This is a genomic window from Coriobacteriaceae bacterium, assembly GCA_025757745.1.
Classification (GTDB): domain Bacteria; phylum Actinomycetota; class Coriobacteriia; order Coriobacteriales; family Coriobacteriaceae; genus Collinsella.
The window spans coordinates 806,484-820,200 of record CP107217.1 but is presented as its reverse complement, the minus strand read 5'-3'; the positions used below and the strand labels follow the sequence as shown (position 1 = coordinate 820,200).

The following is a 13,717-nucleotide window of genomic DNA, read 5'->3' as shown; positions in this document are numbered from 1 at the left end:
ACGATTTCCTATAAAAAGGGCGCGACCCTAGGGTGTAAGCCCTATGAGGCCGCGCCCTTCTTTAGACGCTCAACGAGCTATTCGCTAAAAGCTAAATTAAGCAACGAACTTCTCGAAGTACTTGATGGTGCGGACCATCTGAGAGGTGTAGGAGTTCTCGTTGTCGTACCAAGAGGTGACCTGAACGAGGGTCTGGCCGTTGCCGAGATCAGAGCACATGGTCTGAGTGGCGTCGAAGATGGAGCCGTGGGTCTCGCCGACGATGTCGCGGGAGACGATCTGGTCCTCGTTGTAGGCGAAGGTATCGGGGATGGTCTCGGCGTAGGCCTTCATGGCAGCGTTGACCTCGTCGACGGTGACCTTCTTGTCAACGACGGCGTAGAGGTTGGTCAGCGAGCCGGTCGGCGTCGGGACGCGCTGGGCGGCACCGATGAGCTTGCCGTTGAGCTCGGGGAGAACCAGGCCGATGGCCTTGGCAGCGCCCGTGGTGTTCGGGACGATGTTCTCGGAGCAGGCGCGGGAGCGACGGAAGTTGCCCTTGCGCTGCGGGCCGTCGAGCGGCATCTGGTCGCCGGTGAAGGCGTGGATGGTGGTCATGATGCCGGAGACGATGGGAGCGAAGTCGTTCAGGCCCTTGGCCATCGGGGCGAGGCAGTTGGTGGTGCAGGAAGCAGCGGAGATGATGTTGTCCTCAGCGGTCAGCGTCTCATGGTTGACGTTGTACACGATGGTGGGCAGATCGCTGCCGGCCGGAGCGGAGATGACGACCTTCTTGGCGCCAGCGTTGATGTGGGCCTGAGCCTTAGCCTTGCTGGTGTAGAAGCCGGTGCACTCGAGAACGACGTCGACGTCGAGGTCGCCCCAAGGCAGGTTGTTGGCGTCGGCCTCCTTGTAGATCTTGATCTCCTTGCCGTCAACGGTGATGGAATCCTCGCCAGCGACGACCTCGTGATCGCGAGCATAGTTGCCCTGCGTGGAGTCGTACTTCAGCAGGTAAGCGAGCATATCGGGAGAGGTGAGGTCGTTGATAGCGACGATCTCGGAGCCCTCATGACCGAACATCTGGCGGAAGGCCAGACGACCGATGCGACCGAAGCCGTTAATAGCAACCTTTACTGCCATTGTGTCTCCTTTCGTAAGGCCCCCGCAAGCTACAGCGCCTGCCGTTGAGGCCCACAAACTAACCACTCGCCTAATATACCTTTTTTTTGGCTTGAATTTCACGAGAATGCTCGAAATTGAAAATCAAATTTGCGTTAAAACGCTTTAACGTATAAAACAGCAGTTAAACCACCATAAAAGCTATTGCGTTAAACTACCCGCTTGCTTCAATGAGCTTTTCAAGGCGCAAAACACGGTGATACAAGGCCGACTTCGACAAAGGAGGGTCGGCCATTTCCCCCAAATCTCGCAGTGAGAGATCGGGGTAACGCTCGCGTAAGTCACAAAAAACTGCCAGAGCGTCCGGCAGCGTTTCGCGCAAACCGCGCCGATCAAGCTCATCGATGAGCGCAAGCTGATGTTGGGCGGCACCGGCACTTCTGGTCTGGTTGGCAAGCTCTGCGTTCACGCGACGATTCACGTCGTTCTTCACCAGCTTAACCGCGCGGGCCTCTTCAATCTCGGCAACGCTGCGCTTGGCGCCAATCAGCTGTAACAGACGTTTAATCTCCTCGGCACTCTTGATGTACACGGCATACGAGCCGCGACGCGCATTGACGCGGGCGTGAACTCCAATCTGCTCCAGAAGGTCGCAAAGTCCCTTTGCATACTCCTCGCCCTGAACCGCGATCTCCAAATGAAAATCGCCACGCGGGTCGGCAACAAAGCCTCCGGCAATCAGCGCACCGCGAATATAGGCGAGCCTGCAGCAAGGACGGGCGACGATGTGGCGCGGCACACCCGCGACGAGCCCTCCCCTACGGTCGAGAATGCCCAGCAGCACCAGAGCCTTATCCAAATCGGGCTGATCGGGCAAGGTGATGAGATAGTTTCGTACCTTGTGCAGGACCGACTTACGAACCGTGAATTCGGTCTTGAGCTTAAGGATACGATGCGTCAGCGCAATCATCGTGCGCGCCACAGCACCCGTCTCGGTCGCGACCGTCAAGCGGTACCGTCCCGAGCCCGCCAGCGAAAGCGTGCCGCTCACACGCGTTAGCGCAGCAAGCGTCGACAAATCGCAGTATTCGCATTCTGGTTCGCAGCGCGCAAGCTCGTCACGCACCTCAGCGGTAAACGACATGTAAACCTATGCCTTCGTGTTGGCACGCGACAGGTCACGGTGGGAGATGCTCACATGATACTGAGCACCCTCCAGGTAGCGGGCCGTGGCCTCGGCAATGGCGACGCTACGGTGCTGTCCGCCTGTGCAGCCGATAGCAATGGAAAGCTGCGGCTTGCCCTCTGCGATATAACCCGGCATGACCGTATCGAGCAGCTGAGTCCAGGCCTTCCAGAACTCCTGGGTCTTGGGGTGGTCCAAGACAAAATCGGAGACCTTCTTATCGAGACCGGTCATGGTGCGCATCTCGGGATCGTAGAAAGGATTGGGCAAGAAGCGAACATCGATCATGATATCCGCCTCGATGGGCATGCCATGCTTAAAGCCAAACGAGAACACGTGGACATCCATAAGCTGCTGGTCGGACAGCTCGGAAAAAGCCATGCGCAGCTTGTTGCGCAAGGCAGAAGTGCGCAAGCGGCTCGTGTCGATAATCATATCGGCTCGATCGCGAACGCCCTGCAGCTGCAGACGTTCACGCTGAATAGCGTCGGCCGTGGTCTCCCCCGGCTTTGCAATGGGATGGCGACGACGGTTTTCGCTATACCGGCGAATCAGCACCTCGTCAGACGCCTCGAGAAACACAATGTCGCAGCTCATCTCGCGCTCTTCCAGTGCGGCAACAGCATCGAGCAGTTCATCGAACAAGCCCTGGCTACGCAGGTCGCAGGTAACGGCAAGGTGCCTGCCCACGCCCGTATTGATGCCAACGAGCTCAGCAAGCTGGGCAATCAGGCGTGGGGGCAGGTTGTCGATACAAAAATAGCCCATGTCCTCAAACACATGCATGGCTTGCGTTCGGCCCGAGCCGGACATTCCGGTGATGATAACGATATCGGGGATACGCTCCGAGCGCTCCGCCGCATCCATGGCATCTCCCTTTTGCATGTGTGCCTCCTAAAATAAGCGCGGGACCCGGCCAGCGGATCCCGCGCGATCAATTGCCTTTATTGAGTATACCGCCCCAAGCGGATACAAGGCCCGTCTTACGCCTCAAGCGCAGCCTTGAACCAACTTGTAATACTCGTGGGGTGCGTGATAGCGGTGCCGACGACAACGGCCCACGCGCCGGCGTCGATTGCAGCGCGAGCCTCCTCGGGCGTATGCACGCGACCCTCGCAAATGATGGGAAGGCCGGGAAATTCCTCGGTCGCCTGACGCAGGAGCGGCAGGTCGGGGCCATCGGCCATGGTGCAGTCGATGGCGGCGACACCGTGAGAGAGTGTGGTGGATACCAGGTCGAAGCCCATATCAACCGCACGGCGAATGTCCTCGATGGTGGCACAATCCGCCATCAGGAGCACACCCTCCTCGTGCAGCGGGCGGAAGGTATCCTCGACCGACTTGCCATCGGGACGCGGACGATCGGTGGCGTCGATCGCCACGATATCGGCACCCGCAGCAACGCAGGCACGAGCGTGACGCAGCGTCGGCGTGATGTAAACGCCCTCGTGCCCGTCCTTCCACAGACCGATGACGGGAACCTCACAGCGACCCTTAATGGCGGCAATGTCGGCAAGGCCCTGGCAGCGAATGGCGGCGGCGCCGCCAAGCTCGCAAGCGCGAGACATTTGAGCCATGGTCTCGGGCGTACGAAGCGGCTCGCCCATATACGCCTGAACGCTCACGACGAGCTTGCCCTTCAGGGACTGGATCAAAGGATCAACGGTCATGTTCGACTCAACCTTTCTCAAAACAGCCTTCTGAGACACCGCACCTTGACGTTCAAACCGTCGCTCGCGTACCGAAGTACGCTTCGCTCCTCTTTCACGTCAATCTGCGGCACCTCAGAAGGCGCACTTGGTAGTTATGTTTACTTCAACGATGCAAGAAGGTGTTCGGCGGCACCGATGAGCGGCGCGTCGCCCTCCAGAGAGCCGATGAGAATCGGCGTGTCCTGAAGCGGGTCGAGCGCCTGGCTGGCATAGCCCTCGTGCACCGAGTCCTTCCACGTCTGTGAACGCCAATCGGGACCTTGGTGAATCACGCCGCCCGAAAGCACGATGACCTCAGGGTCCAGGATGTTAGCGAGCGAGCCCAGGCTGGCGCCCAGCGCAAAGCCGGCGTCATGAATGACCTCGGTCGCCTTTGCGTCGCCTGCGCGGCACAGGTCGTTCACGTCACGGCCGACCGAAGGACGGCTGGGGTCGACGCGGCCAAAACGCTCATCGTACATGCGCCCGATTGATGTTCCGGAAGCAACCGACTCCAGATGGCCGGAACGCCCGCAGGCGCAGGGAATGCCGGCGGCAGCCGAGCACTCGATGTGGCCCATATGGCCGGCAGCACCATGGAAGCCCTGCATCACGCGGCCGTTCTCGACATATGCGCCGCCGATGCCCGTACCGATGCCCAAACACAAGACGGAGAACTTGCCCTTGCCGACGCCCCAGTGGGCCTCGCCCAGAGCATGAGCCTGCACGTCGCCTACAACGGCAACGGGAAGGCCGAGGTCCTCGCGCAGACGCGGCCCCAACTGAACGCCGGACCAGCCGGGCATAATCTCATTGGCATACGCGATGGCGCCCGTCTTGGGGTCGACGACACCGGCAGCGCCGATGCCAACTCCGAGGACCTCGACATCGGGATTTGCCTCAAGAGCTGCCTTGATAGACGCCTCGATGCGCTGGAAGACCGCTTCGCCACCCTCCTGGGCCTCGGTGGGAACCTCAGCCTCAAAAACGGGATGGGGCACACCGCCGTCAGCCGGGTACTCCATGATGGCAGTCGCGATCTTAGTTCCGCCGATATCGACAGAGCAGACGTACTTGTTCTCCATGTCGTTCTCCTTCGGAGACAAAACAACTACAGGAAATGCGCCGTCAGGCTAGCCGTCACAGCGCGGTAAAGGTTTTCCAGGTGCCCGAGATCGCCGAGAAACCGTGCGGCCATTGGCCTAATGGGTCATGGCCGCACGGTTGAACGGCGAGGTCGGGTGCCTGGGAAAGCTTTAAAGGAGACCGTTGTCCTGGAGGACCTTGCGAATCGCCTCGACGTTCTCACCGGTCATGGCCTTCACCGGGCGCGGCATGGTCGGGCTGTCGAAGATGCCCATGAGGTTCATAGCGGTCTTGAAGGCGCCGACGCCACCGGCATAGCCCTGGACGCCCGAGGTGACATCCCAGATGTGCGAAATCTCATTGAGGCGATCCTGCTCGGCCTTGACGGTAGCCCAGTCACCAGTCTGAGCGGCCTTCCACTGACGAACGTAGCCCTCGGGCTCAACGTTGGCGAGGCCCGGAACGGAACCGTCGGCGCCACCGAGATAGGCACCGTCGACGACGACCTCATGGCCGGTAAGGATGCTCATCGGATGGCCGTTCTTCTCGTTCTCCTGAATGAGGTAGCGGAACGAGATGTCATCGCCCGAGGAATCCTTGACGCCAGCCAGGACGCCCTCGGCGCCGAGCTTAGCAAGGAGCTTCCAGGGGAGCTTGGTGTGGACGCACACGGGGATGTCGTAGGCGAAGATGGGCAGGTCGAGTTCCTCGTGAAGGATGCGGAAGTGCTCCTCGACCTCGGTCATGCCCTGCAGGGCATAGAACGGGCAGGTGGCGACGAGCGCATCGGCGCCCAGCTCCTGAGCGACCTTGCCGTGCTCGATCATGCGCTCGGTCTCGGTGTCGATGATGCCGACCAGAACGGGAACGCGGTGGTCGACGATACGGACGGCCTCTGCGACAATCTGGCGACGGCGCTCGTCGGTGGAGAAGACGACCTCGCCCGAGGAGCCCAGGAAGAACAGGCCATCGACGCCGGCATCGATCATGCGGTTGATGCTGCGCTCAAAGGAGGCAACGTCAAGCTGGTGGTCTTCGGTATCGGGAACAACGACGGGAGGGATAACGCCGGTGAATTTCTGAGTTGCCACAAGAATCTCCTTAGTTGTCTGGCGGGCAGCCCTATGCCGCCCACTCTTGTTGGCGGTGTCCAGGCCGTCTAGGCCAAAGAACACGAATAGAACGTTTGGTTAAAGAAGTCGACGACTTCGTTTTCGAACGCATTGATGCGCTCGTGAGCGTATTTGGCATAGATGATATGCCTCCGGTCACACTCAAGACCGTTGAATACGGCAAACTGGCCCTTGGGATCACTCACGGTATCCATGAGCGATGTGCCCATGAGCACCGAGCCACGAACCCGAGGCGAAAGCGTCTCGAGACCGCTGGGAAGCGGATTGGCAAGCGCCGTGCAGGCAAGGCCCCGCTCGTCCAGAGCAGAAACCGCCAGCGCGACACCGCCGCCAAGGCCCTCGCCCCATGCAAAGATGCGGTCGGGATCCATGCCATCAAGGTTGCGCGCAACCTTCGCCAACGCGCAGCCCCAACGGACACGCTCGACAAAAGCAGGCGAGGTAATCCCCTGCTGCAGATCGCTGGATCCAATAGTCTCATCGTCCAGCGCAAGCACGGCATATCCCATGGCGGCAAACCGCGTCATGTGATGCCATCCCCGCACGGGTCGGTCGATGTCATGGAACATCAGACACAGCGGAACAAGCTCGGATCTTCGGGCGCAACCAGAGGGCTCAATCAAACGGCCGTGCACGACATACCCGCCGAGCTCAAAGGAAACCTCGGAGTAGCGCGCGCACGGATTGGCGAAATCAATCGCCGTAACGGTCAGCCCGCAAACCTCAAGGTCCGAAGCGGCTGTCTCCAACTCGGAAACATCCGCAGAAGCATCGCCGCGCCAATCCCGGAAATCAGAGAGCCTTGACGAAACCGTCCCAGCAATTCCCGCAAGCTCGGGGACAATCAGCTCATCGATATTGCTCTCGCACTTAGACATGAGCCTCCCCTCCCTTGCAGAAAAATGGAATGATCAGATCGTCAAAATCCTGAATCTCCTCGTGACCGAAGCCTTCAAAGAACTCATGACGCTTTTCACAGGTCAGGTTGTTGTAGACTGCAAACTGCGTCGCCGGAGGACAGACGATATCGGCTGTGCCCGTGCCAAACAGCACGGGGCATTTGACTATGGGGGCAAAGTTCTTGGAATCGAAGTACGCCAGCTTGGCATAGGCCTCGTCAATACGAGTCGAGTCCTCGTCAAACCAGCGAGACCAATAGCGCAGACCCTCGTAGGCAATGTCGTCGGCATCCAAATCCCAGACCAGGCGGAAATCCGACAGGAAGGGATAGAGGATGGCGGCGCGATTGATAAGCTCGCTGTTAAGCGCACAGGTCGCAATGCCCAAACCGCCGCCCTGCGATGCGCCGTTCACAAATACACGGGCAAGATCGATGCCCTCGAGCTCACGAACAATACGGCAAAGAATGCGGATATCTTGGTGCAAGCGGACATAGTAGAGGTTGGCCGAGTCGCCGTCGATACCGGCGACGATATGGCCCGCGACCGTCGTGCCCTCAAATCCACCAATGTCCTCGGAGGGACCTCCTTGGCCGGGGCAGTCGAGGGCGATGAGTGCCATGCCCATGCCCGCAAACGACGCCTGCTCAAACCAGCTGCGGCTTGCACCCGGATACCCATGGAACTGAAGTACCAATGGCACGGGCTCGTCCGAGACAGGTTTAAGGTACTTGGCGTGCAGGCGAGCGCCGCACATGCCGGTATACCAGAGATCGAAAAGCTGGCAGGTCACGGCATCGGTGACCGATGCCGCCTCGATCGCATAGTCAAGCCCGACGGCGTCAGCCTCGGCCATGCGATCCTTCCAAAAGAGATCGAAATCTGATGGACGGGACATAGCGCCTCGATATTCACCAAATTGATGTTGTAGCTCCTGAGCACTTGGCATGGCTCGTGAACCCAACCTTTCGAAATCGCAACGGAGGTGCGCCCGGCAAGGGAACCGGGCGCACGGGAGGGAAAGCGAAGTTACTCGCCGAGCTTGGGATGCAGCAGCGACGGCGCAGCGCCGAGCAGCATCTTAGTGTAGGGGTCTCGAGGATGCTGGAAAACCTGCTTGGCCTCGCCCTGCTCGACGATCTTGCCGCCATTCATGACGATGATGTCGTCGGAAATATAGCGGACCGTCTGGATGTCATGGCTGATGAACACCATAGCCAGGCCGAGTTCCTTCTTAAGGTCGGTCAGCAGGTTGAGAATCTGCGCGCGGACCGAAACGTCCAGAGCCGAGGTGGGCTCGTCGGCGATGATGGCATCGGGGTTCAGCGACAGGGCACGGGCAATTGCGACGCGCTGGCGCTGGCCGCCCGAAAGCTGGCCGGGAAGAACCTCGGCGGCGGAGGAGGGCAGACCGGTGAGCTCCAAGAGCTCCTTGACGCGCTTCTCCTGCTCGGCCTCGGTACCCAGGTTGTGGACGCGCATGGGGTCGAGCAGTTGCTCGCGAACGACCATGCGGGGGTTGAGCGCCGTGGCCGGGTTCTGGAACACGACCGAGATGACGCGACCCATGTGGCGACGGTCCTCGGCGGTACGCTTGGTGACGTCCTTGCCCTTAAAGTAGACCTTGCCGCTCGTGGGGGCCTGCAGGCCGCACATGACGTTAGCCGTGGTGGACTTTCCGCAACCGGACTCGCCGACGATGCCGATGGTCTGTCCGGGCATGAGCTTAATCGTTACACCCTGGACGGCGTGAACCAGGTTGGGGTGCAGAATCGAGCCGGTACGGGTCCTAAAGGTGACGTGGACGTCATCAAGGAAGATGATCGGCTCGACGCCGTTGACTGCGGTCTCGCTCATCTACATCACCTCCGCGTGAGGGGTCAAACCATTTGCCTTGAGCACCTCGTCGGGGAGCTCGGAATAGAAGTGCTCGGTGCCGGGCACGCGCTTGAAGACCGGACGGGTGTCCAGGCCAATGCGCGGATGGCTCGAGCGGGGCGCGAAGCGATCGCCCTTGGGGAAATCGCGCGGGCTCGGAACGGCGCCGGGCACCTGGTGCAGGCGGCCCGAACCGCTCTCGATGGACAGGACGGAACCCAGAAGGCCGCGGGTGTACTCGTGAATCGGGTTGGTGAGCAGCTCCTTGGTGGGCGCCTGCTCAATAACCTGGCCGGCGTACATAACCGTGATGTTGTGGGCGACCTCGGCGACCAGCGCCAGGTCGTGCGAAACGAAGATCATGGCAAAGCCGAGCTTGGCCTGAAGGTCGTTGAGCAGCTTGATGACCTGCTTCTGGACCGTAACGTCCAGAGCGGTCGTGGGCTCGTCGCAGATAACCAGCTTGGGGTCGCGGGTAAGGGCCATAGCGATCAGAACGCGCTGACGCTGACCACCGGAAAGCTCGTGCGGATAGCTCTCGAGCGTACGCTTGGGGTCGAGGCCCACGAGCTCCAGGAGTTCCTCGGCGCTACGGGTGCCGCCGCGCTTGGTGAGCTGCTTCATCTGGGCAGAGATGAGCATGGAGGGGTTGAGCGAGGACAGGGCGTCCTGATAGACCATGGCGATATCGGTACCGCGCAGGCCGAACCACTCCTTCTTGCTCATCTTGAGCAGGTCGCGGCCCTCCCAGAGAACCTCGCCGGAAAGATGCTCGTCATCGTCGGTCAGGCCCATGATGGCCAGCGTGGTGATGGACTTACCGCAGCCGGACTCGCCTACCAGGCCCATGGTCTGGCCGGGACGGACGTCAAAGTTAACGTGGTCGACGACGTTGATATCACCGTGGTGCTCAAACTGGATGCAGAAATCGCGGACCGAAAGGATCGGCTCAACGGACTCATCGGGCACATGGCGGTCGTTACGCTTGAGCTCGACATCGCGCAGTGCGCCAAGACGGGCGGACAGGGACTGAGCCTGCTCCTTGTAGGCACGAACGGGGTCGGAAACCAGCAGGTCGGCCTCGCGGCGCTTGGAGGAATCGGTCGGATCCAGGGCGGCGGAGGGAGCAGCGGCCATGGCGTCGGTAATGCCCTCGGAGAGGATGTTGAGCGCCAGGCAGGTGATCATGATGGCCAGGCCCGGGAACAGTGCCTGCCACCAACGGCCAGCGAGCACGCCACCGCGTGCGTCGGCGAGAATGTTGCCCCAGGTAGCGGTGGGCTCCTGGATGCCGGCGCCGATGAAGGTCAGCGAGGCCTCGAAGATAATGGCGTCGGCGACCAGGGTAACGGTGAAGACCATAATCGGAGCGATGCAGTTACGCAGAACATGCTTGATCAGAATCCACGGAGCCTTGGCGCCGGACACGATGACCGCGCGGACATAGTCCTCACCGTACTCGGACACGATGTTGGCGCGCACGATACGGGCGATCTGCGGGGTGTACATAAAGCCGATCGCAAAGATGATCGACGGCACGGAATTGCCCAGGATGGAAACGAAAACGGCTGCGAGGGCGATACCCGGGATGGACATGATGATGTCCAGGATACGCATGATCGCCTCAGAGATAGACTTGCGCGAAACCGCTGCAAGAGCGCCGACAACGGAACCACAGACCAAAGCCATGGCGGTAGCACCAAAGCCGATAATCAGCGAGTAACGTCCGCCGTAGAGCATGCGCGACAGAATGTCGCGACCCTTATCGTCGGTACCGAAGATAAATCCGTTGCCGGGAGCCTGGCGAGCCGTAAAGATCTCGACCGGGCTATAGGGGGCAAGAAGGGGCGCCAAAATCGCAGTCAGGGCGACCAGCACCAGCACGACGGCGGCAATCTTAGAAGACAGCGTCATCTTCTTCCAGCCACCGAGCTTGAGCCCCTTGGAGGCAGCCTTCTCGAGCTGCTCGGTTTGCTTCTCTCGAATCTTTACCATAATCTACACCGTCCTGATGCGCGGGTTGATGAGCAGGTAGAGCATGTCAACCACGATGTTGATGATGATGAAGGCAAGAGCAACGACGATAACGACGCCCTGAACCAGGTTCGCCTCGTTGCCCTGAACGCCCTGCAGAATCGCAGTGCCCATGCCGGGGAGGTTGAAGATAACCTCGATGACGACGGCGCCGCCCATGAGGTAGCCGATCTTAAGACCGAGGGTGGTGACCGGGGTGATCAGCGCATTGCGAAGAACGTTGATGCCGACGACGACCTTCTCGGGAACGCCGGCGCCACGAGCCATACGGACATAGTCCTTGTCGAGCTCCTCGACCATGGCGGTACGCACGATACGAGTCATCTGGCCCGTCAGCGGAAATGCCAAGGCGATAGCGGGCATGATCATACGTCCCAGATAGCCAACCGGATTCGTGGTGAAGTGAGGCAGAGCACCCGATGCCGGGAGCACCTTAAGGTAGGAAGAGAACAGCAGGATCAACAGAACGGCAAGCCAGAACGACGGGGTTGCCAAGCCGGCGATGGAAAAGACGCGGATCACTTGGTCCGGCCATTTGTCGCGATACAGTGCCGCGATGACGCCGAGCAAAAACGAAACGACCGCACCGATGGCAAGACCGATGAAGGTCAGCTGCATCGTGACGGGCAGGGCCGTGGAGATGCGCTTGGCAACGGAGTTGCGGGCAGCGCCGTAGGTACCCATGTCGCCATGAATCAAATCGCCCATATAGCGCACGTAGCGCACAGGCCAGGGGTCGTCCAGACCATACTTCTCATGGTACTCGGCAACCGCCTCGGGCGAGGCACCGTCACCCAACGCCGTGTAGGCGGGGTCGGTCTTGGAGAACGACATAAGGAAGAACACCAGGACGGTGACGCCCAATGCCATGATCGGCAGCGCCACAAGACGCCTTCCAATCAAACGTAGCAAGTTGTTCACGTTCTCTCCCCTTTCTTTTGTCGGTAGGACCAACTGGTATATGAGTACGGATACTCATTACAAGACCCGAGCGACATCGTTGCCGCCCGGGTCTTTGTTTCAACTATGAGGATACGGTCCCAACGGCCGACATCCTGCATACAGACTCAAGCGAGTCTTACGCCTTGACGGTCGCAACGCCCCTGAAGGACATGCTCGTCGTGCCGATGCCCTTGAAGCCGTCGAGAGCCTCGCCGTTGGGCGCGGTGGACGGATCGTCCCAGGAAGCGGAGACGGTCTTGACGTGGACAACGGGGTACAGAACGGCGTTGTCGGCGATGATGTCGAAGCACTCGTTCCACTTCTTCTGCTGCTCGTCGCCCTCGGCGGCAAGAGCCTCGTCCATGAGACCGTGAAGCTTCTGCCACTCAGCGGACTCCTTCCACGGGCAACGGGTCTGCATCCAGACGTTGTCGCCATACCACCAGTTGAGCAGCAGGTCGGGGTCAGCGCCGAAGCAGGAAGGATCGCCAGGGGCAAGGAGGATATCGTAGGCCTCGCCGCCGTCGATGGCAGCGTAGGTGGCCGGCGAGGTATCGGTCTGGATGGTCACCTCAAAGCCGAGAGCGTCGAGGTCGTTCTTGACCTGGGCGGCCATGCCCTTGATCTGCTCGTTGTCGGTGGTGCGCAGGGTGATGGCACCCGGGGTGATGCCGGACTCCTCGATGAGCTTCTTAGCCTTCTTGGCGTCGGTCTTGTACACCGTGGAAGCCTCATGATAATTGGTGAAGCTCTTGGGCAGGTAGCAGCTGGCAGCGGTGGCAAGGCCGGCAAAGGTGTTGCTGACCATCTTCTCGGTGTCGAGCGCATACATGACAGCCTGACGGACCTTGACGTTGTTCCAAGGCTCCTTGGCGACGTTGAACATGATGAAGCGGGTGCCGAAACCCTGAACGTTATCGATCTTGCAGCCGGCGCTCTCGAGCTGGTCGACGGCGTCAGCGGTAACGAGCTCCATAACGAGCGTGGAGCCCTCCTGCTGAGCGGTAACGCGAGCGGTGGGGTCGGTCAGGATGCTGTACTGGATCTTCTTATCCTCGGCAGCATACTCACCGTTGTACTCGGGGTTGGGAACCAGGGTGATCTCGGTATCGGAGATAGAGTCGTACATCCAGGGGCCGGAGCCGATCGGCTGCTTGGCGCGATCCTCCTCGGTCTGGGTGGCCGGGGTAACGCGGATGATGGCAAGACGATCCTTGAGCAGAGAGAAGTTGGGGACCTTGGTCTTGACCGTCACGGTGCTGGCGTCCTTAGCCTCGATGGACTCGAAGGGCTGGAAGAACGGAGCATAGGTAGCGGAAGCGGCGCAAGCGGTGTAGGAGGCAACGACATCGTCAGCGGTGACCTCGGTGCCATCGGAGAACTTGGCGCCCTTGCGGATGGTAACCTCGAAAGTGGTGTCGTCCACAGACTTGGGGTCGTCGGTGGCGAGCTCGTTGAAGGTGCTGTAGTCGTGGTAATCGATGCCGTAGAGGCCCTCGACGACGTGCCAGTTAGCACCCAGGCCCACAGCGGAGCCGGTGCTGGCGGGGTCGAAGCTGGACGGAGCGTAAGCGGAACCAGCGGTGATCACGCCGCCGCCACGGTTGGCGGAATCGGTGGAACCGGAAGCGGAACCCTCGTCGCTAGAGCTGCCACCGCAGCCGGTGAGACCAAGCCCTGCGACAGCAGCGACGCTGCCGGTGAGGCCGAGGAACGAACGCCTGGACATACCCTTGTTGATGATGGCCATGTCTTCTCCTATCAATA

The 13,717-nt window shown here is 60.3% G+C and carries 12 protein-coding genes; all 12 read right to left on the bottom strand.

The window, feature by feature from the left end:
• Positions 1–96: 96 nt before the first annotated feature.
• On the bottom strand, positions 97–1,122 hold the full coding sequence (gene gap, locus OGM60_03380) for a type I glyceraldehyde-3-phosphate dehydrogenase (protein UYI99847.1): 1,026 nt from the start codon (positions 1,120–1,122) through the stop codon (positions 97–99).
• A gap of 193 nt (positions 1,123–1,315) precedes the next feature.
• Positions 1,316–2,245, bottom strand: a complete 930-nt coding sequence (gene whiA, locus OGM60_03375) for a DNA-binding protein WhiA (protein UYI99846.1) — start codon at positions 2,243–2,245, stop codon at positions 1,316–1,318.
• A 6-nt stretch (positions 2,246–2,251) separates the two neighbouring features.
• Positions 2,252–3,172 (bottom strand): RNase adapter RapZ, encoded by a 921-nt coding sequence (rapZ, locus tag OGM60_03370; GenBank protein ID UYI99845.1) that lies wholly within the window; start codon positions 3,170–3,172, stop codon positions 2,252–2,254.
• Between the two features lie 98 nt (positions 3,173–3,270).
• Positions 3,271–3,957: an N-acetylmannosamine-6-phosphate 2-epimerase gene (locus OGM60_03365; GenBank protein UYI99844.1), complete on the bottom strand. Its 687-nt coding sequence runs from the start codon at positions 3,955–3,957 to the stop codon at positions 3,271–3,273.
• Between the two features lie 140 nt (positions 3,958–4,097).
• Complete coding sequence (locus OGM60_03360) at positions 4,098–5,063, bottom strand: ROK family protein (protein UYI99843.1); 966 nt, start codon at positions 5,061–5,063, stop codon at positions 4,098–4,100.
• 171 nt (positions 5,064–5,234) lie between these two features.
• The gene (locus OGM60_03355) at positions 5,235–6,155 is read right to left on the bottom strand and encodes a dihydrodipicolinate synthase family protein (GenBank protein UYI99842.1); all 921 of its coding nucleotides are present in this window, start codon (positions 6,153–6,155) and stop codon (positions 5,235–5,237) included.
• Positions 6,156–6,223: 68 nt separating this feature from the next.
• Complete coding sequence (locus OGM60_03350) at positions 6,224–7,075, bottom strand: acetylxylan esterase (protein UYI99841.1); 852 nt, start codon at positions 7,073–7,075, stop codon at positions 6,224–6,226.
• Positions 7,068–8,045 carry an acetylxylan esterase gene (locus tag OGM60_03345; protein ID UYI99840.1) on the bottom strand — a complete coding sequence of 326 codons (978 nt, stop codon included), beginning with the start codon at positions 8,043–8,045 and terminating at the stop codon, positions 7,068–7,070. The genes OGM60_03350 and OGM60_03345 overlap by 8 nt, the downstream gene beginning before the upstream one ends.
• Before the next feature lie 80 nt (positions 8,046–8,125).
• Entirely contained in the window at positions 8,126–8,953 is an 828-nt protein-coding gene (locus OGM60_03340; protein ID UYI99839.1) for an ATP-binding cassette domain-containing protein, read from the bottom strand.
• Complete coding sequence (locus OGM60_03335) at positions 8,954–10,969, bottom strand: dipeptide/oligopeptide/nickel ABC transporter permease/ATP-binding protein (protein ID UYI99838.1); 2,016 nt, start codon at positions 10,967–10,969, stop codon at positions 8,954–8,956.
• 3 nt (positions 10,970–10,972) lie between these two features.
• Positions 10,973–11,929 carry an ABC transporter permease gene (locus OGM60_03330; protein UYI99837.1) on the bottom strand — a complete coding sequence of 319 codons (957 nt, stop codon included), beginning with the start codon at positions 11,927–11,929 and terminating at the stop codon, positions 10,973–10,975.
• Between the two features lie 157 nt (positions 11,930–12,086).
• Positions 12,087–13,700, bottom strand: a complete 1,614-nt coding sequence (locus OGM60_03325) for an ABC transporter substrate-binding protein (protein ID UYI99836.1) — start codon at positions 13,698–13,700, stop codon at positions 12,087–12,089.
• Between the last annotated feature and the right edge of the window lie 17 nt (positions 13,701–13,717).